The following is a 19,357-nucleotide window of genomic DNA, read 5'->3' on the forward strand; positions in this document are numbered from 1 at the left end:
AGCGGGCTCGTATGAAACGGCAACAGGCCCTAGCCCGGCTATTGTCCGGCGCGGCCGGGTCAGTAGCCCAGCCGCGTGGCCGCCTGCTTCAGATTGGCGATCAGCTCGTCGATCAGCTCGGGCGTGGTGTTCCAGCTGCATACGAAACGCACGCCGCCTTCGCCAATGAAGGTGTAGAACGTCCAGCCGACATCGCGCAGGCCCGCCTGTAGATCGGCCGGCATCTGGAGAAACACGCTGTTGGCCTGGGTGTCGAACATGGGCGTGACGTGATCGATGTCCGTCAGGCCGTCGCTAAGGCGTTGTGCCATGGCGTTGGCATGACGGGCATTGGTGAGCCAGGCGCCGGTCTCCAGCAAGCCCAGCCAGGGGGCTGACAGATAGCGCATCTTCGAGGCCAGCTGGCCGGCCTGCTTGCAGCGATACTCGAAATCCAGCGCCAGGCGCTTGTCGAAAAAGATCACGGCCTCACCAAAGCCCAGGCCGTTCTTCGTGCCGGAGAAACAAAGCACGTCCACGCCGGCGCGCCAGGTCAGCTCGGCCGGGGAGACCTCCAGGCTGGCACAGGCATTGGCAAACCGGGCGCCGTCCATGTGCACGCGTAGATCGTGCCGGTCGGCGACTTCGCGGATCGCGCGTAGATCGGCCAGATCATAGACGGTGCCGACTTCGGTGGCCTGGGTCAGCGAGACGACCTTGGGCCGCGGATAATGAATATCCCCGCGCTTGGTGACCGTGGCCTCGATGCCCTCGGGCGTGATGCGCCCGTTGTCGCCGGCCACGGTCAAGAGCTTGGAGCCGTTGGAAAAGAACTCCGGGCCGCCGCATTCATCGGTTTCGATATGGGCCAGCTCGTGACAGATCACGCTGTGATAGCTCTGGCACAGCGAGGCCAGGGCCAGGGAGTTGGCCGCGGTGCCGTTGAAGACGAAAAACACTTCGCAATCGGTTTCAAACAGATCACGAAAGCCATCGCTGGCGGCTGTGGTCCATGCGTCGTTGCCATAGGCCAGGTCGTCGGCCACGTTGGCCCGTGCCAGGTAATCCATGGCCTCGGGGCACAGGCCGGAGGTGTTGTCACTGGCCAGATAACGGGCGCGCGTGACGGGGGCGGTTTGTTGAGCGGTTTGAGACATCGAATCACCTTGTCGTGCCGTATCGATACGGCAGTTGAGCAGGCCAGCCCGGTGTTGCACGGCGTGAACGAAAAACGCCGCCCGCAGGCGGCGTCGTCATCATGACAAGCGCCGGCTTTAAAGCTGCTTGCGCAGGATAGCCAGCATGCGTTTCAACGGCTCGGCCGCGCCCCAGAGCAGCTGGTCGCCCACGGTGTAGGCGGTCAGATATTCGCCGCCCATGGCCAGTTTGCGCACGCGCCCGACCGGGATATCCAGCGTGCCGGAAACGGCTGCGGCGGTAAGCCGCTCGTTGCTGGCATCTTTTTCGTTGGGCACGAGTTTGACCCAGTCGTTGTGATCGGCGATCAGTTTTTCGATCTCGGCGATCGGCAGATCTTTCTTGAGCTTGATCGTGAACGCCTGGGCATGACAGCGCATGGAGCCGATACGCACACAGATACCGTCCATCGGGATCGGGGCCTCGGTGCGGCCCATGATCTTGTTGGACTCGGCACCGGCCTTCCATTCCTCCTTGGACTGGCCGGTCTCATCGATGAGCGAGTCGATCCAGGGCAGGGCGGAGCCGGCCAGCGGGTGGCCGAATTCCGCGGTGGGGAAATCCGCGCTGTTCATGGTGTCGGTGATCTTGCGATCGATATCCAGAATGGCCGAATCCGGGGTGGCCAGCTGGTCGGCGACCGCGTCGTGCAGGCTGCCCATCTGCAACAGCAGCTCGCGCATGTTGGCGGCCCCGGCACCCGAGGCGGCCTGATAGGTCATCGCCGACATCCACTCGATCAGATCGGCCTCGAACAGCCCGCCGAGCGCGAGCATCATCAGGCTGACCGTGCAGTTGCCGCCACAGAATGTCTTGGTGCCGCGCGCCAGCTCGGCGTCGATCACGTCGCGATTGACCGGGTCGAGGATGATGGTCGTGTCATCGGCCATACGCAGCTTGCTGGCGGCATCGATCCAGTAACCATCCCAGCCGGAGGCGCGCAGCGGGCCATAGACCTCGCCGGTGTAGTCGCCGCCCTGACAGGTCACGATGACGTCCATGGCCGCCAGCGCATCCAGATCCCTGGCATCCGCCAGGGCCGGTACGTCGCGGCCGATGTCCGGGCCGGGCTGGCCGGCCTGCGAGGTCGAAAAGAACGTCGGCGCGAGGCCCTCGTAATCATTATCGGCCAGCATGCGCTCCATGAGCACCGAGCCAACCATGCCGCGCCAGCCGACGAATCCGACTTTCAACATGCTGATATCCCGTTAAATCGTGTGAGGTTCATCATTTCATGTTAACGCGGTTTGTTCGAGCATCGCCGCGCTGATCCACCCACTCGCGAATAGATCGCGATGTTGTCATGTTGAACTGGTTTATCACCGAACCGCGCGCACTGGCTGCCGTGGCGGCCTCTACGCTGGGCATGTATGTCCTGCTGATCTGCTGTGCCCGGATATCCGGCGTGCGCAGTTTTGCCGAAATGTCGACCTTCGATATCGCAGTCAGCGTGGCCGTGGGCTCGTTGATCGCGACCACCGTGGCTACGTCCAGCCCGCCGCTGGCCCAGGGCGCTGCGGCGCTGGTCGTGCTGTATGTCCTGCAGCTGGGGGTATCGCACGTGCGTGCCCGGCGTCGGATCGCCGAGCGCACGGTCGATAACCGGCCGATCCTGTTGATGGGCGAGGGCGGCGTGCTGCGCCACCGCAATCTGGTGATCGCGCGGGTGACCGAAGACGATCTGCGCACCCATCTCCGGGCGGCCAACGTCTCGGACCTGGCCGAAGTGCGGGCCGTGGTCATGGAGGGCACGGGCACGATCCATGTCCTGCACGGCGAGCATCCGCGGCTGGCCGAGTCCCGGCCATGGATTCTGGACAACGTGCGTGATCATTCTGATCACTGAGGGCCAGCGGCTCGCCGAGATCGTGTAAATACGCTAGGTTGGCCGCTTTCGCATCGAGGGGGACATGATGGGACGACAGGGATTCAAAGTGCTGCAGCAGGCGCTGATCGGCGCGCTGGCACTGGGGCTGGCCGGCACCGCCGCCGCGGCCACCGAGATCACCATCTATACCGACAACTACGCGGCCGATGAGGCCCTGAGCCGCGTGGCCGCCGACGTGCTGGAAGCACACTACGACGTGGACGTCACGTTGCAGTCGGCCTCGGTGGGCGTGTGTTTTCTGGGCACCGCGCGCAACGAGAACAGCCTGTTTCTGGCCGCATGGTTGCCCAAGACTCACGCTGATTACATGGCCCGCGTGAAAGACGATGTCGACGTGCTGGGCACGCTCTACAACGGCGCCCGGCTCGGCTGGGTGGTGCCCGCTTACGTGCCCGAGGATCAGCTGGGCAGTATCGCTGATCTGAAAAAGCCGGCGATCGCCGACAAGCTGGACGGGCGTATCCAGGGTATCTCGGCCGGTGCGGGCGAGATGCAGCTCTCGCGCCAGGCCATGGATGCCTACGATCTGAAAGACAATCTGCGCCTGGTGACGGCCAGCGGCCCGGCGATGACCGCGGCTCTGGCGCGCGCTATCGATCATCAGGAATGGATCGTGGTCACCGGTTGGAGCCCGCACTGGATGTGGGAACGTTACGACCTGCGCTATCTGGATGATCCCAAGGGGCTGCTGGGCGGCCGTGAGCATGTCGATATCATCGCCAACCCGTCGATCAAGGCCGGGCACCCGGAGATCGCGGCGTTCTTTTCGCGCATGACCGTGCCGCTTTCCAAGATCAACGATCTGCTGGCCGATGCCAATGCGAGCTCTTACGATGCGGCCGCCGAGCGTTTTGTCGCCAACGAGCGCGAGATGATCGCCACCTGGCTGGGCCCGTCGGGCGAGTCGCGTGATGATGATCGATAGGCCCGGCCATGTCTGAGACCCGTCACCCGGGCCAGGTAGAGCTCACCCTGCGGGCCGTGCTGCTCGGCGGCCTGATCACGGTCTTTTTCACCGCGGCCAACGTCTATCTGGGCCTGAAGGTGGGCCTGACGTTTGCCACCTCGATCCCGGCCGCGGTCATCTCGATGGCGATCCTGCGCGGCGTCTCGGATTCGAGCATCGTCGAGAACAATATCGTGCAGACCGTGGCCTCGGCGGCGGGCACGCTGTCGGCGATCATCTTCGTGCTGCCCGGTCTGGTCATGATCGGCTGGTGGCAGGGTTTTGATTTTGTCACCACGGCCGCGATCTGCATGACCGGTGGCCTGCTGGGCGTGATGTTCTCGGTACCGCTGCGGCGTGCGCTGGTGGTGGATTCCGAGCTGCCGTTTCCCGAAGGCCGGGCCGCGGCCGAGGTGCTGCACGTGGGTGCCGGCTCGCGCGAGGGCGGCGCCGATGCTGCCGTCGGCCTGCGCTTGATCGTGACCGGCGGGCTGGTCTCGGCGGTCTATGCGCTGGCCGCACAAACACGGCTGGTCGCCAGCGAGGCCGCGGTCTGGTTCAAGATCGGCCCGGCGGCAACCGGCCTGTGGGGCGGTCTATCGTTTGCCCTGCTGGGCGCGGGGCATCTGGTGGGGCTATCGGTGGGCATGGCCATGCTGGTCGGGCTCATCGTGGGCTCGGGCATTGCCTTGCCGGTGCTCACGGCAGCCAGCGGCGTGTCGGGCTCGGCCGAGCACGTGGCCCAGACTGTCTTCGCAAGCGATGTGCGTTTCCTGGGGGCAGGGGTGATCGGCGTGGCCGCGCTCTGGACGCTGGGCCGTATCATCGGCCCGGTGATCGGCGGTATCCGCAGTGCCCTGGCGGCTTCTCGCGGCCGCGGCGCCAGTGTCCGGCCGGTGGCCGAGCGTGATCTGCCGATGGGCATCGTGGCCGTCGTGTCGCTGCTGCTGCTCGTGCCGATCGGTATCCTGTTGCACACCTTGATCGCCGGCGGCGCGTTGGCGTCTTCCGCCCCGGCACTGATCGCCGGTTCTCTGGTTTTCGTGGTCATCGCCGGCATCGTGATCGCGGCGGTGGCCGGTTATATGGCCGGCCTGATCGGCTCGTCGAACAGCCCGATATCGGGCATCGGCATCCTGGCGATCGTGGCCGCGGCGCTTCTGCTGGCGCTGTTTTTCGGGCGCGATCATGATGCCGACACCACCGCGGCACTCGTGGCCTATGCGCTGATCGTCACGGCCGTGGTGTTCGGTGTGGCCACGATTTCCAACGACAATCTGCAGGATCTCAAGACCGGCCAGCTGGTGGGGGCAACCCCGTGGAAGCAACAGGTCGCACTGATCTGTGGCGTGGTCTTCGGCTCGCTGGTGATTCCGCCGGTGATGTCGCTGCTGGCCAATGCTTTCGGCTTTGCCGGCATGCCCGGTGCCGGCGACAACGCGCTGCCCGCGCCACAGGCCGCACTCATCTCATCGCTGGCACAAGGCGTGCTGGGCGGAAACCTGAACTGGTCGATGATCGGCATCGGCGGGCTGGTGGGCGCCGCGGCCATTGCGCTCGATGCGCTTCAGATGCGCCGGGGCGGTCTGCGTCTGCCGCCGCTTGCCATCGGCATCGGCGTGTATCTACCCATGGTCATCGTGCTGCCGGTGGTCATCGGCGCGATTCTGGGCTGGGTCTACGAACGCCGGGCACGGCGCTGTCCCGATCCGGCCCGGGCCAAACGTCTGGGTATTCTGACGGCAACCGGGCTGATCGTGGGCGAGTCGTTGTTCGGCGTGGTGTTTGCCGGACTGGTCGCGATCACGGGCAGCGATGCGCCCCTGGCGATCGTGGGGGCCGGCTATGCCCCGATCGGCCTGCTGCTCGGTGTCGTGGTGTTTAGTGCCACCACCGTCTGGCTCTATCGCCAGACCGCAAAACACGCCGCAGCGCGGGCCTGACCGGCCCACCCGGCCCGGCGCTCTTGTAGCGCCGGGCCGTGCTGGACGACTTATTGCGCGCTTTCGCCCTTGGCTTTTTCGGCGTCGGCGGCATTGCTCTCGTCGGTCATTGCCGGCTGGCTGATCGAGGCCGGATCGGCGATGCCGATCACGCCGCAGGCCTGGCGCGAGCCGGCCGCGCCGATCGGCGGCTGGCTGGCATCGTTGGGTTTTTCATGAATGATCACGGCGCGACCGATGATCGATTTCTTGCCCTTGAGCTTGGCGTTGTCAATCAAGCCCTTGTCGCGCGCATCGCCGTTGGCATCGGCGACCAGTTCACCCAGATTGCCGGTGATGCGATCGATGTCGGCCGGCGGGTTGAGCGAGCTGCCCTTCAGGTTGTAATGCGTGCCGGCCGAGGTTGCGTCCGCGGCCGAGCAATCCCCGTAGATATGCAGGTGATACCCGTGCTTGCCGGGCGCCAGGCCGTGTGCCTCGGTGGTGTAGGCCAGGCCCTGTTTCGTGGGCGTGAAGCGCACCACGGCGTGGGCATCGGGCGTGGCCTTCGTGCCGTGGACCACGGCGATGGCGGCCTGTGGCTTGTCCTCGTTCTTGTTCGTGGTCTGCGCGGCAAGCGCGGGGACACTGACGGCCGTTGTACCGGCAAGCGCGATGAGGCCGGTTAGAAGATGCTTGTTCATGACGTTTGGGTCGAACATGGAATCAGTAACCGCCACTTTAAGCACACAACTCTGGTCGTTGGCCAGCCGCGCGGGCTGTGTGGCTGGCCAACGACACATCTTTCGATAGTCCAGGAAGGCTGCTATGACCAAAACATTGGAACGACGCACGGGTACGATCGCCATCACACTCGGTGTGGTCTGGCTCGTGGTGTGCCTGGGGCTGGCCGTGTTCGGTATCGTGTCGTTTTCGGTGATGCTGGCACTCGCGTTTCGCGGCGCGCTGGTGATCATGGGGCTGGCCGCGCTGGCGCTGTTGCTGGGCGGTTTTGTCTTCGGCCGGGGCGGGCCACGCAGCCGGCGCGGCGATGGCTGAATCCAGGCCGACGCCAATCTCATACTAAAGTATGATGCATCGAGTCAGTCTCGACGTGCGGTTCAAGGACAGATCGATATGACGGATAAACCCAGAATCGTCGTGGTCGGCGGCGGTGCCGGCGGGCTCGAGCTTGTGACCAAACTCGGGCGCAAGCTCGGCCGGCGCCGTGGCCGGGACGGCGAAGCCGAGGTCGTGCTGGTCGATGCCAAGCCCACGCATATCTGGAAGCCGTTGCTGCACGAAGTGGCCACCGGCGCGCTGGATCAAAGCCTGGATGAGGTCTCTTACCCGGCGCACGCGCGCAGCCACGGCTATCGCTACCAGCTGGGGGCGATGACCGGCCTGGACCGTGACAGCCGCCAGATCAGCCTGGCGCCGATCCATGACGACAACGGCGAGCAGATCCTGGCCGAGCGCACTCTGGGCTACGATTATCTGGTGCTGGCGCTGGGCAGCGTGTCCAACGATTTCGGCACGCCGGGCGTGGCCGAGCACTGTTATTTCCTCGACAGCACGGCCCAGGCCGAGAGCTTTCGTCGCGCGTTGCTCAACACGTTTCTTCGCCACTCCGAAAACGGCCCGGCCGATGCCGCCAAGCTTTCGATCGCGATCGTCGGCGGCGGGGCGACCGGCGTGGAGCTATCCGCCGAGCTGCTCTCGGCCACAGAAATGTTCGCCAACTATGGCTATTCGAAGATCGATCGTAGCCAGCTCGATATTCATCTGATCGAGGCCGCGCCTCGTGTTCTGCCGGCCCTGCCCGAGCGTATCGGCGCCTCCGTGGCCGCCGAGCTGGACCGGCTGGGCGTGAGCATCCATTGCGACACGAAGATCACCGAGGCCGATGCCCAGGGCTTCACCACCCACGACGGCACCCGCATCGATGCCGATCTGACGGTGTGGGCCGCGGGCGTACGCGGGGCCGATACGCTCTCGCAGCTGGGGCTGACCACGCGGCCCAATCATCAGGTACGGGTCAACGACACGTTGGTCAGTATCGACGATGCGCGCATCTTCGCTATCGGCGACTGCGCGGCCTGCCCGATGGGCGAGAACAAGTGGGTGCCGCCGCGTGCCCAGTCGGCACACCAGATGGCCTCGACCGTTTACAAGAACCTGCGCGCCACGATGGCCGGCAAGCCGTTGAAAGCGTTCAAGTATCGAGATTTCGGCTCGTTGATCTCGCTGGCCCATTTCGATGCCGTGGGTAATCTCATGGGCGGCGGCGCCGGACGCGGCCTGCTGGTCGAGGGCCGGCTGGCCAAGCTGTTCTATGTTTCGCTCTATCGCATGCACCAGCGGGCGATCCACGGGCTGATCAAGACCACGCTCAAGGCCGTGGTCGATGGCATCAACAACGTGCTGCGGCCACGGTTGAAGCTGCACTAGCGGATATCGTCAAGCCGGGGCCGCTGGCCCCGGCTTGGCGGATCAAACGTCGCCGATCAGGCGCGCGGCGGCCCCGCGCCCGGATAACCATGCGCCCTCGATACGCCCGCCGGCCAGCCAGTCGCCGGCCAGGGCCAGGCGTTTTTGGCGGTCCACCCAGAACCGATCATCGGCGTCGGGTGCGGCCGGGCCGGGCCGGGCATAGCGCCAGCGATGCCCGCGAACCAGGCGAACCTGCTCGCGCGGGGTGGCCGTGGCCTGTACGAAATCGTCGATCAGGGTGTCGGCCAGTTCCTCGGCCGAGGACTCGACGTGCTTGTCGGAATAGCTTGCGTCAGCGTTGAGTGTCCAGAGATGCGGGCTGCGCGTATCACCGCCCTTGTGGGTGTTGTCAGCCGCCCAGGACAGGGCCCCGTCCTTGAAGAAGACAGCCTCCACGCCGTCGATGGCCGGGGCTTCGACGACCAGCGTATGACAGGCCGACATGATGTTCGGGGTATTGCCGAGGGCCGCGATACGCCGTGCGGCCGGGCCGAGCAGCGCCTTGGCCTGAACCGCGGGGATGGTCAAAAGGATATGCGTGGCCTGAATCGGCCCGCCCTGGTCGAAGCGCGCGGTCCACTGTTTGGCATCGCCGCGCAGTGCATTGACCCGACGCTCGCACTGGACATCAACGGGCAGCTGTTCGAAGCGATCCCGTACCCAACGATTGAGCCCGCGCGGGCCGATCAGACGCTCGCGTTCGTCGGGCGAGGGCGAAAACAGCCAGGTGGTGTCGGTCTTTTCGGCAATGTTGATCGATGGCTGCCAGTTCGCAAGCCGCCCGGCCTCGAGATCAGCCTGGATACTGCGGCGAAAGAGATCCGAGCGGGCCGTGAAATACTGCGCGCCGTAGTCAAACCACGGCGCGGCCGGGTCAACGTCGGTACGACGCGTGGCACAGCGCCCGCCCGGCCGCGCGGCCTTGTCGACCACCGCGACCTCGTGGCCGGCGGCGGTGAGATACTCGGCCGCAGACAGGCCGGCCACGCCGGCACCGATGACGAGAACGTTAGACATGCAACACCTTGGCTAGAGAGCGGCGCTCAAACAGGTATGATGAAGCAAATACTCGACCCGGTCAGGGAGACAGCGGTCTCGTGCCTCGTTTGATTGTTTCTCGAATTAGCGTACTACTCACCACGTCGCTGATGCTGGCGGCCTGTGCCACCGGGCCCGGCGTGGAGGGCGCGAGCGGCGGCGGCATCGCGCCCGGCCCGGACACGGCCAGCAACGGCCCGGCGGCAGAAAGCGTGGCGGCCAATACCGGGCCTGTCGCGCCCTATCCGATCAAGAATCCGTTGACGGCCACGGTGCTTGGCACGCCTGACAAGCTCAAGGCCAAACTGCCCGAGGACGCCCCGATCACGGTGCGCCAGATCGAGCCGCTGATTGCGCGCGATACGCCGTCCACGTTGCGCTACGCGCGGCCGTTGAACTATATGTTCACACCGCAGGCCAAGCCGGCGCCGTTGGCGTTCGTGATCGCCGGTACGGGCAGTTCGGCGCTATCGAGCAAGTGCGTGCTGCTTTCGCGGGCGTTGTATGCCGCCGGTTACAGCGTGGCCTGTCTGCCATCGCCGACGGCGGTGACCTTCATGCTGGGCGCGGCCGAACACCCGGTGCCGGGGCGTATGCCCACCGATGTTGCCGATCTGTATCGCCTGATGCATGCCGTGCGTGATGACGCGGCCAGCCAGATCGATATCACCGGCTACGGGCTGACCGGCTGGAGCCTGGGCGCGACCGAGGCCGCGTTTGTCGCGCGTCACGACGCCACGGCCGCTGACGCCGACGAACGCTTCGATTTCTCTCGCGTGGTTCTGCTCAACCCGGCGGTGAGCGTCTGGGATTCGGTCGGGCGCATGGATGCGTTGCTGGACAAGAGCCTGCCCGGCGGCATCACTCAGGTGCCGGAGTTTCTGGCCAAGGGCCTGGGCGGGTTGAAAAACGTCTATGCCAAGAACGAATCGCTGCGCTTCAACGAGGATTTTCTCTACAAGGCCTATGAATCGGGCGCGGCCGACCAGGATGATATCGGCGCGCTGATCGGTCTGGCCTTTCGGCTGTCGCTGGCTAATATGGCCTTTGCCGCCGATGTGCTGAGCCACTCGGATGTGATCGTGCCCGAGGACGTGGATCTAGGCCCCTACGACGATCTGGGCGTGTATTTCCAGCGATCGTTCTCGATGACCTTCGACGATTACATCGAGCAATTGCTGGTGCCGTACTGGAACCGCGATGGCCGGTCCGTGCCCAAGGCCGAGCTGATACGAGAGGCCGATCTGCACTCGATTGCGGCGTTTCTGGCCGCCGATGACGATATGCGGGTCTTCACCAGCGCCGATGACCCGATTCTGGGTGATTCGGAAGTCGCTTTTCTACGCGATACCTTCGGTGAGCGGGCCCGGGTCCGCCCGAACGGCGGGCATATGGGTAACTTGAGCTATCAAAAGACTATCGCGGCACTGCAGGATTATTTCGCACCATGAATACGCGACGCTATCTGGCCATCTTGTTGATCAGCGCTCTTGTGATTGGCGTCCTGGGGCTGGGCGGCTGTGCCTCCACGCCACCGCCCTCGACGGTCGATCCCAACACGCCGGCCTCGGTGCCGGCCGATCAGACCACGGCCAACCCCCTGGCGATCGATGATCCCCTGTCGCCGCTCAACCGCCGTATCTATCGCTTCAACGCGTTGACCGATCGCTACGTGCTGCTGCCGGCGGTGCATATCTATGACACCGTCGCGCCCGAGCCGGTGCGCGACGGTATTGGTAACTTCTTTTCCAATCTGGGCGAGATCAACACCTTTGCCAACAGCGTGTTGCAGCTGAAGGCCAAATCCGCCGGGGTGACGGCCTCGCGCTTCGTGATCAACTCCACGGTGGGCCTGGCCGGCTTTTTCGATCCGGCCACGCATATCGGGCTGAATCAGCGCGATGAAGACTTCGGCCAGACACTGGGCCATTACGGGGCCGGCACCGGGCCTTATCTGGTGCTGCCGTTCTTCGGCCCGTCGAACATGCGTGATGCCGGTGGCATCGCCGTCGATCAGGGCCTGTTCTATGTAATCGACCCGCTACAGATCAACGGCAACCTGCCGGCCAGTGCGGCCTACAACGTCTTTTTCGCGCTCAACAAGCGCGAACAGACCAACTTCCGCTACTACCAGACCGGCTCGCCTTTCGAGTATCTGCTGGTGCGTATGGTCTATCAGAACTATCGCGCGCTGAAGGTGGCGCAGTAGTTTCTGGTTCGGGGCTTCGTTCTTCGGGGCAATCCGCAGATACACGCCGATGACGCAGATCTGGGCCGGGTAGACGTTTGATATCGCGGCTGAATGCTCGGCCAAAGCGGGCGGGAGGCTGTGGGGAGAAGAAAGAGAGGCCCATCAGGATTTGTAAGCGCACGAGCGGTCTGACGTGGCGTTTCGGTTTTGGGCTTCGTTCTTCTGGGCTATCCGCAGATTTCGCAGATGACGCAGATTGGGGCCTGGTGGTTGGGCGGCATCACGGCTGAACGCGCGGTCGAAGCTGCGCACGGTTGCGGCAGAAGATGACGAGTGCCTGAAAACGCGATGCCGCTGCAACCGCAAAAATTCTGGCGACGGCGTGTCGGTTTTGCTTTTTTTAAAACGAGCCGATGGCTTCTGGATCGTATTCCGCCGCGGCGCCGGCCGGGCCGCCAGGCCCACATCTGCGTCATCTGCGTCCATCTGCGGATAGTTTTAAAAGAACGCAGCCCCAGAGTGAGAACTCAAAGCCAGTTCTTGTGCTTGAAGAACAGATAAGGCGCGATGCCGGCGGCGATCATCAGGCCGATGGCCATGGGGTAGCCGTATTGCCAGGCCAGTTCCGGCATGTGTTCGAAGTTCATGCCGTAGATGCTGGCGATCAGGGTGGGGGGCAGAAAGACCACGGCGGCGATCGAGAAGATCTTGATGATCTGGTTCTGTTCGATATTGATGAAGCTCACGGTGGAGTCCATCAGGAAGTTGATCTTGTCGAAAAGAAACGCGATATGGCTCATCAGCGTATCGACGTCGCGCAGGGTTTCGCGGGCGGTCTCTCGTCCCGGCGCGCGGGCCGGCAGGTGGCGCAACAGAAAACTGATCGAGCGCTGGGTATCCATCAGACACAGCCGGATCTTGCCGGCTGAATCCTCGAGTTTGGCCAGGTTATCGATGGCCTGTTCGTAGTCGGCGTCCTCGTCCTCGAGCACGGTATGACTGACTTTTTCCAGATCCAGATGCAGATCCTCGACCGTGTCGGCCAGGTTCTCGACCTTCTGATCGAACAGGGTCACCAGCAGTGTCTGCGGGCTGTCGGCCTCGACCTGGCCGGCGCGTGCGCGCAGGCGCAGCAGACGAAAATCGGCCAGCTCGTCGTCACGCAGGCTGATCAGGCGCTCGGGCTGCAGGATGAAGGCCACGGTATCGGTATCGTGGCGGCCGTCGTGTTGCGAGAGAAACAACGAGTGCACGTGGATGCCGTCGGCGTCGACGAAGTAGCGTGCTGAGGACTCGATCTCCTCGACCTCCTCGTCCTCGGGCAGCTCGTCGGTCAGAAACCGGTTGAGCGCGGCCCGCTCGGCGTCCGTGGCGTCGAAGGCATCAATCCAGTGGGCGCGTTGCAGCGCGTTGTCGATGGCCCCGGTGGCCCCGCCATCGTCGTTGTTGTGCTCGACGATACGATCCTGATCGATTACGAAATAACGCAGCATGACGACTCGGCGTGGCAGAACGAGACGCGCATCATAAGCCGGGCCACGGGCCGGCAAAAGCATCGCGCGATCAGCGTATCCGGCGTGCCTTGATTTTGAGCGGGCGGGTCGGTTGCCGGAGCAGCGCGCACTCAGCCGGTTCCGCTGGCGCCGGGATTTTCAAGCTGGCGGCCCATGTCCCGGCCGATCTGGTGTAACCAGCGCGTGGGCTCGGCCAGGGCGCTGTCGCGATCACCGGCGGTCTCGATCAGGGTGATGCAACGCTTGAAACAGGCCGCCAGCTGTTCGCGTGCCTCGGCTTCGATATCGCCGGCGACCAACCAGGTCGGCGTGTCGCCGGCGGCACGCGCGACCGCCATGGGCAGCTTGCCCGACAGGGTTTGTCGATCCGAGCGGCCTTCGCCGGTAATCACCCGGTCGGCCTCGTGCATCCGCTGGGCCAGGCCGGTGAGCTCGATCACGGCTTTGGCACCGGATTCCAGCCGGCCGCCCAACAGGGCCAGGGCAAAGCCAAGGCCGCCGGCCGCGCCACTGCCCGGGGTATCCGCGCGATCAGGGAAACGGCTTTGCACGGCCAGCGTATCGAACGCGTTCTCGACGGCTGCGATCTCGTCCGGGCCCAGGCCTTTCTGCGGGCCATAGACACGGCTGGCGCCTTTGTCGCCGAGCAGCGGGTTGTCGACATCACAGAACACGCGCAGCCGGGTATCGGCCAGGCGCCTGTCGAGGTCGCTCAGATCGAGCCGGGCCAGCGACAACAGCCCGTTCATATCCGGCGATACGGGATGGCCCGCGCGGTCGGTGGCCACGGCCCCCAGCGCCAGCAGCAGCCCCAGGCCGGCATCGTTGCAGGCACTGCCGCCCAGCCCCACGGCGATATCGCGCCAGCCGTCATCCAGCACCTCGGCGATCAGCGTGCCAAGCGCATAGCTGCCGCGCCCGGCCAGATCCGGGGCGCCCGGTGTGGCCTCGATCAAGGGCAGGCCCAGCACCTCGGCGGACTCGATCACCGCGGTGCCCGTGTCCATGGCATACCAGCGGGCTTCCAGCGAGCGCCCGTGGATACCGGTCTGTACGGCGCTGTGCCAGCTGCCGGGGCAGGTGGCAGCAATCGCCATGAGCAGGCCTTCGCCGCCATCGGCCATGGGGGCCTGGGTGATGACAAGCCCTGGAGCCGATTCGGCCAGCCCGGCCGCCAGGGCCGCGGCGACATCGCGCGCCGAGAGGCTGCCCTTGAAGCTGTCTGGGGCGATCACGATATGTTGATCCGACATCACGGGGCCTTGGTTGATTCACGACAACACATGGTAGCCCACGCAAGGCACGTGCCACCGGCGTGAGGCGCCGCCCGCCGCGCCAGCGGTGGTCTTCGATAGAATCGCGCCCACGCTCTTGTAACGACGACACCATGATCTATTTCGCTTACGGCTCGAACATGTGTACCGCGCGCCTGGCTCGGCGCGTGCCCAGCGTGCGTCCGCTGGGGGCCGCCACGCTGGCCGGTCATCGTCTGGCCTGGCATCTGATCGGCGCGGATGACTCCGGCAAGTGCAATATCGTGGCTACCGAGGCGCCCGATGCGATCGTGCACGGCGTGGCCTTTGAACTGGATGCCGAGCGTCTGGAGGCGCTGCACGCGGCTGAAGGCCCGGCCTATGATTTCCTGGAACTGCCGATCGAGCACGCCGGCGACACGTTGACCGCCGCGGTCTATCGTGGGCGTGCCGAGTGGCTGGATGACACGCGGGTGCCGTTCGACTGGTATCGCGATTTCGTGCTCGACGGCGCGCGGGCCCACGGTCTGCCGGCCGCGTGGATCGAGCGGTTGAACGCCGTGGCCACACAGGTCGATGCGGATAGCCAGCGTGCTCGTGCCAATCGCGAGATTCTCAACGAAACGCCGGCCAACGTGACCGCCGGCTGACGGCTAATCGCGTACGCGCAGATGCGCCTCAAGCTCGACCAGCAGCTCGTCGCGACAGACCGTGGCGGCCAGTGCGGCCATCGGCATGTCCGGCAGGCGGCGCCGCGCGTGGCCCAGCAGCCGCGTGGCGTCGCCGGCATGTCGGACATAGAGCTTCAAACAGACCAGATCGCCCAGCTCGTGTGGGCCGGTCTGTGGCGCTGCGGCCCCGATGACGGCTCTTACGTTGGCCAGTGCTTCATCGAACTGGGCCAGCACGTCGCCCGGATATTGGCTCTCGTGGCCCACGATGGCCGCCGTGCCTGAAATCATGAGAAACCGCGTGGCACCCGCGGTCACGACGGCTCCGCGGGCAAAGGCCGGCGCGCGTTCGGCGTAGCGGGGCGGGTAGGCCCAGGCGCTGACCTGTCGCGGGTTTTCCACCGGTGCAACCGGCGTATCGCCCAGTACGGCCTGAACCCACAGCCCGGGCCGCTCGCCGCCCACCAGCGTGGCCGGCGGCAGCGGGTTCCAGCGACACGCCGGCTCGTCGTCGAGCGTGGCCAGCGCTTCGGCGCGGCCACGACAGAACTGGCGATAGCGCTGCGCCTCGCCCGTGCCGCCGACCACATCGGAGAGCACATGCCAGACCCGCTGAGGCCAGGTCAGGCCGGTCTCGCGCTGGACGTCGAACAGGTCCTGATACACCGCGCGTGCCGTATCCGCCAGTGCGCGCTCGTCGGGGGGCACGAAACGGCTGGCAAACGCCAGATACGGCGTGGCGCTGACCTGCCAGCCCGAGATATCGGCCTGGGTGGTTGGCTGATCGGTCAGCCAGCGTTCGCCGGTCAGATCACCGGCGATACGCGCCAGCGGCATGCAGGCGGCCGAGGCGCCGGCGCTATCGTCATAGCCCACATGCGCCAGCTCGGCGCGCTGGGTCGTGCTTGAAGCCGCCAGCCAGGCCAGTCGATCACCGCGCATTATTGATGTGTCCGGATCAGAGTCTTGCGGCTAGGGTACGCGCGGTAAGCTCGGGCGTCAGGCGTTTGCCCTCCAGGCTGATGCACGATTGGCCGAGCGGGGCATAATCGCGCGGCGAGGTGGCCTGAAACAGGCCCACGGTAGGCACGCCGGCGGCCGCGGCCAGATGCATGGGCCCGGAATCCGCGGCCACGAACTGATCGCACCGGGCCATGAAGGCCGCCAGCTCGGTCAGCGCCTTGATGGCCACATGCGGCAGCTCGTCGCTGATCGGGCGGGCATCGTCGCCGGGCAGAATCTCGACCAGCACGGCGCTGGGGGCGGCGGCCCGCATGGCGATGATCCAGGCCTGCCACCAGTGGCGTGGCAGCTGCTTGCGCCCGGTCGCGCGTGCGAAAAAACCGATGACCGGGGCCTCGTCTGCCTGACCGGCCAGGGTGGTCTGCCAGATGCGGTCGGCGGCCTGTCGGGCCTGGTTGTCGGGAAAAACCGCCAGCGTGTCGAAACACTCGATCTCTGGCTCGGCGATCGCGTCGTTCAACAGCTCCACGGCCTGTAGCGCCTGATGCCGGCTTTGCGTGCGCCCGGCGGCATGGGTCAGGGGCAGCCATTGATCCTTGTTGGCAAAGCCCAGGCGCTGTCGGGCGCCGGATAACGCCATGCTCATGCGATTGCTGGCCGAGTTGCCGGTCGGATCGATAGCCAGGTCATAGCGCTGTCGACGAATCGTGCGTAACAGCCCGAGCAGGCCAAACAGGCTGTTGCGCTGGATATAGACCTGGCCCACGCCGGGCAGGCTTTGCAACAGGGCCACCTGGGCCGGGCTCTGGATGACCAGATCGATACGTGCTTCGGGCAACGAGGCCGACAGGCTGCGCAGCATCGGGGTGAGAAACAGGATATTGCCCAGACGCTTGTTCAGCCGCACGACGAGAATACGGCGCGTATCGGGCGCCAGCGGCATACGCTTGGCCCGCGACGTGCCGAACAGGCGCGCCAGCGTACGGTTGAAGCGCTGGCGATTGTTACGCCGCCATTGGCGAATACGCTCGCCCCAGCTTGGGGCAGGGTGCGAGGAGACACGCGAATCGGTCACGCAGAACTCGGCAACGGACAAAGCGATGACACAGGCTGCACGCTCTGATTTGATCAGCGCATCATTCTGTCATTAAAAAAACATCAATTAGTGCAACGGCCAGCGACCGTTGCCACGGTTGCGCTTATGCCAGACGCAACTCGATCTGGGTGCCTTCCTCGGGCCGGCTGGCCAGGCGGATACGCCAGTCGTAGCGATCGGCCACGCGTTTGACCAGATAAAGACCCAGGCCCAGCCCGGCGCCGGGGCCGGTACGAAAACCGCGCTCGAAGACGTGCTGCATCTGCTCGGTGTTCATGCCGTGGCCGTTGTCGGCCACGATCAGGCGTTGATCCGCCAACGTCACACGGATTTCATCACCGCCGTGGCGCAGCGCGTTGCGCAACAGATTACCGAAGGCGATGACCAGGGCGATGCGCGGGGCCGCCACTTCCAGTTCGTCGATGACGCCGATCTCGATCTGCTTGCCGGCAGTCATCGGGCGATAGGCATCGAGCACCTCGTTGACGACCTGATCGGCCCGGCACAGCGGCGCCGCACCGTCGGGCTCGGCCTGTTCATCGCGGGCCAGAAACAACAGGGATTCGATCAGCTCGGCCATCTGGTGCGAGGCCCGGTCGATGCGCGTGAGCGGGCCACTGTCGGCCAAGCGCGGCTCTTGTTGCAGCACCTCGACCGCGCCCTGGATGACCGCCAATGGCGTGCGCAGTTCGTGGCTGGCATCGGCCGTGAAACTGCGCTCGCGCTCGACGAACTCATCCAGACGGCCCATGAATCGATCAAAGGCTCGCGCGATGACCCCGACCTCGTAATGCTCGAACTGATCGGCCAGGGGCTCGGCGCGTTGGTCGGGATGCAAATGACCCAGGTGCTCGGCCAGCGCGTTGATCGGCTTGAGACTGATCCGGGCAATCGCCGAGCCCAGCGGCACGGCCAGTGCCAGCACGATCAGGGCAGCGGTGATCGCGATCGCCTTGAACAGATCCTCGCGATCCTCGATCGCAGTGATGTCGTAGGCCAGATAGGCCTGCTGATCGCCGATCTCGCGGGTGCCCACGCGATACGTGCGCTCACCGACATCCACCGTGATGCCCTTGATGCCCGGCGGCAGCAGCTGTAGTGCCGGCGGCAGGTTATCGCGCTCGTCGGGGCCCACGACATAGCCGATCAGGCTGGCCGAGTGGGGAATGGCGGCCTCGCCTTCCTGGGGGTAATCCTCGGCCAACTCGGACATCTCGTGGCTGACGATACCGTTGAGCAGCTCGGTCTTGAGATGATCGTTGATCGTGAACAGCGCGATCAACACGGTGCTGACCACCACCGCCACGAATAGCGCCAGGGCTGTGGCCACCCGGTACTGCAGCGATATGCGCGGCCCGGCCAGCAGGCGCTTGACGCGTGATCTAGCCGGCATCCGGATCGATCAGGCGATAGCCCATGGTCGGCACGGTCTGAAGCATGGCTCGCTCGAAGGGCTTGTCGATGGCCGAGCGCAGGGCGTGGATATGGGTGCGCAGGGCTTCGGAATCCGGCGGATGATCGCCCCAGATCGCGGTTTCCAGCTCGGCGCGGCGTACCAGCCGAGGCGTGGCACGCAGCAGCACTTCCAGCAGGCGAAGCGCGGTCGGCGTGAGGGTGAGTTTCGTGCCGGCCCGCTCGGCCTGCCAGGTATCCAGATCCAGCGTGAGATCCCCGGCCTTGAGATGATGCACCTGACGCCGCGGCCCGCGATTGCCGATGGCCGACAGCCGGGCCTCCAGCTCGAGCAGCGAGAACGGTTTGATCAGATAATCATCAGCACCGGCGGCGAAACCGGCCAGCTTGTCGTCGATGGTGTCGCGCGCGGTAAGCATCAGGATCGGCGTCTGGGCATCGGCCTCGGCGCGCAGGCGCTCGCACAGGGCCAGCCCGTCGATGCCCGGCAGCATCAGATCCAGCACGATGGCATCGAAGGCATGCACCACGGCCAGATGCAGGCCGGTCACGCCGTCGGTCGCGCTATCCATGACGTGGCCCCGCGCGGCCAGGAACTCGATGATGTTCGCTGCGAGATCTTCGTTATCTTCGATGACCAGTATGCGCATGTGCAGGCCTTCCACGCCGTCCGGCTGTCAGTCTAAACGAATTCTTAATACGCATGTGCGGTGATGCGTGCATGTTACAAATCTAGGGGCTGTTGCCGTTTCGTACGAGCGCCGCGTTGGCGCCCAAAATTTGGCTAGGCAAG

18 protein-coding genes are annotated in these 19,357 nt (G+C 65.0%); 8 read left to right on the top strand and 10 right to left on the bottom strand.

Annotated features, from left to right (window positions below; all coding sequences use genetic code 11):
• Window positions 1–59: 59 nt before the first annotated feature.
• Together SAJA_RS11870 and asd are read right to left on the bottom strand one after the other, a co-directional pair.
• Entirely contained in the window at window positions 60–1,136 is a 1,077-nt protein-coding gene (locus tag SAJA_RS11870) for a threonine aldolase family protein (RefSeq protein ID WP_123658891.1), read from the bottom strand.
• A 117-nt stretch (window positions 1,137–1,253) separates the two neighbouring features.
• A complete protein-coding gene (gene asd / locus SAJA_RS11875; protein WP_123658892.1) occupies window positions 1,254–2,372 on the bottom strand; it encodes an aspartate-semialdehyde dehydrogenase in 1,119 nt (372 codons plus the stop codon).
• 107 nt (window positions 2,373–2,479) lie between these two features.
• Between asd and SAJA_RS11880 the strand changes: the two genes are divergently transcribed.
• The 3 genes from SAJA_RS11880 to SAJA_RS11890 all read left to right on the top strand — a co-directional run bounded on the left by SAJA_RS11880 (window position 2,480) and on the right by SAJA_RS11890 (window position 5,953).
• Window positions 2,480–3,022, top strand: coding sequence for a DUF421 domain-containing protein (locus SAJA_RS11880; RefSeq protein ID WP_123658893.1), 543 nt, complete (start codon window positions 2,480–2,482; stop codon window positions 3,020–3,022).
• A gap of 67 nt (window positions 3,023–3,089) precedes the next feature.
• Entirely contained in the window at window positions 3,090–3,989 is a 900-nt protein-coding gene (locus SAJA_RS11885) for a glycine betaine ABC transporter substrate-binding protein (protein WP_123658894.1), read from the top strand.
• 8 nt (window positions 3,990–3,997) lie between these two features.
• A complete protein-coding gene (locus SAJA_RS11890; protein ID WP_123658895.1) occupies window positions 3,998–5,953 on the top strand; it encodes an OPT family oligopeptide transporter in 1,956 nt (651 codons plus the stop codon).
• Between the two features lie 50 nt (window positions 5,954–6,003).
• Here SAJA_RS11890 and SAJA_RS11895 read toward each other — a convergent pair whose 3' ends face one another.
• Window positions 6,004–6,636 (bottom strand): superoxide dismutase family protein, encoded by a 633-nt coding sequence (locus tag SAJA_RS11895; RefSeq protein ID WP_245963314.1) that lies wholly within the window; start codon window positions 6,634–6,636, stop codon window positions 6,004–6,006.
• Between the two features lie 124 nt (window positions 6,637–6,760).
• Between SAJA_RS11895 and SAJA_RS11900 the strand changes: the two genes are divergently transcribed.
• Window positions 6,761–6,991, top strand: coding sequence for a hypothetical protein (locus tag SAJA_RS11900; RefSeq protein ID WP_123658897.1), 231 nt, complete (start codon window positions 6,761–6,763; stop codon window positions 6,989–6,991).
• A gap of 78 nt (window positions 6,992–7,069) precedes the next feature.
• Window positions 7,070–8,383 carry an NAD(P)/FAD-dependent oxidoreductase gene (locus SAJA_RS11905; RefSeq protein WP_123658898.1) on the top strand — a complete coding sequence of 438 codons (1,314 nt, stop codon included), beginning with the start codon at window positions 7,070–7,072 and terminating at the stop codon, window positions 8,381–8,383.
• Window positions 8,384–8,425: 42 nt separating this feature from the next.
• Here the strand turns inward: SAJA_RS11905 and SAJA_RS11910 are convergent, their stop codons facing one another.
• Complete coding sequence (locus tag SAJA_RS11910) at window positions 8,426–9,442, bottom strand: NAD(P)/FAD-dependent oxidoreductase (protein WP_123658899.1); 1,017 nt, start codon at window positions 9,440–9,442, stop codon at window positions 8,426–8,428.
• An 80-nt stretch (window positions 9,443–9,522) separates the two neighbouring features.
• Between SAJA_RS11910 and SAJA_RS11915 the strand changes: the two genes are divergently transcribed.
• A complete protein-coding gene (locus SAJA_RS11915; protein WP_123658900.1) occupies window positions 9,523–10,914 on the top strand; it encodes an alpha/beta hydrolase in 1,392 nt (463 codons plus the stop codon).
• Window positions 10,911–11,672, top strand: a complete 762-nt coding sequence (locus tag SAJA_RS11920; protein WP_123658901.1) for an MlaA family lipoprotein — start codon at window positions 10,911–10,913, stop codon at window positions 11,670–11,672. The genes SAJA_RS11915 and SAJA_RS11920 overlap by 4 nt, the downstream gene beginning before the upstream one ends.
• 509 nt (window positions 11,673–12,181) lie before the next feature.
• On the opposite strand, the gene corA is transcribed toward SAJA_RS11920, so the two are convergent.
• The gene (corA, locus tag SAJA_RS11925; protein WP_123658902.1) at window positions 12,182–13,147 is read right to left on the bottom strand and encodes a magnesium/cobalt transporter CorA; all 966 of its coding nucleotides are present in this window, start codon (window positions 13,145–13,147) and stop codon (window positions 12,182–12,184) included.
• Between the two features lie 131 nt (window positions 13,148–13,278).
• Window positions 13,279–14,421 (bottom strand): glycerate kinase, encoded by a 1,143-nt coding sequence (locus SAJA_RS11930; protein WP_123658903.1) that lies wholly within the window; start codon window positions 14,419–14,421, stop codon window positions 13,279–13,281.
• A 134-nt stretch (window positions 14,422–14,555) separates the two neighbouring features.
• Here SAJA_RS11930 and SAJA_RS11935 point away from each other — a divergent pair, with 134 nt between their 5' ends.
• The gene (locus SAJA_RS11935) at window positions 14,556–15,071 is read left to right on the top strand and encodes a gamma-glutamylcyclotransferase family protein (protein ID WP_123658904.1); all 516 of its coding nucleotides are present in this window, start codon (window positions 14,556–14,558) and stop codon (window positions 15,069–15,071) included.
• Window positions 15,072–15,074: 3 nt separating this feature from the next.
• Here the strand turns inward: SAJA_RS11935 and SAJA_RS11940 are convergent, their stop codons facing one another.
• From SAJA_RS11940 to SAJA_RS11955, 4 genes are all read right to left on the bottom strand, one after another.
• Entirely contained in the window at window positions 15,075–16,034 is a 960-nt protein-coding gene (locus tag SAJA_RS11940) for a chorismate transformation FkbO/Hyg5 family protein (RefSeq protein ID WP_123658905.1), read from the bottom strand.
• Between the two features lie 16 nt (window positions 16,035–16,050).
• A complete protein-coding gene (locus SAJA_RS11945) occupies window positions 16,051–17,130 on the bottom strand; it encodes a glycosyltransferase family 9 protein (RefSeq protein ID WP_123658906.1) in 1,080 nt (359 codons plus the stop codon).
• Window positions 17,131–17,254: 124 nt separating this feature from the next.
• Window positions 17,255–18,544: a sensor histidine kinase gene (locus SAJA_RS11950; protein WP_123658907.1), complete on the bottom strand. Its 1,290-nt coding sequence runs from the start codon at window positions 18,542–18,544 to the stop codon at window positions 17,255–17,257.
• Window positions 18,534–19,214: a response regulator transcription factor gene (locus SAJA_RS11955; protein ID WP_123658908.1), complete on the bottom strand. Its 681-nt coding sequence runs from the start codon at window positions 19,212–19,214 to the stop codon at window positions 18,534–18,536. The genes SAJA_RS11950 and SAJA_RS11955 overlap by 11 nt, the downstream gene beginning before the upstream one ends.
• Window positions 19,215–19,357 lie beyond the last annotated feature (143 nt).

The sequence above is a fragment of the Salinisphaera japonica YTM-1 genome (assembly GCF_003788585.1).
GTDB lineage: Bacteria > Pseudomonadota > Gammaproteobacteria > Nevskiales > Salinisphaeraceae > Salinisphaera > Salinisphaera japonica.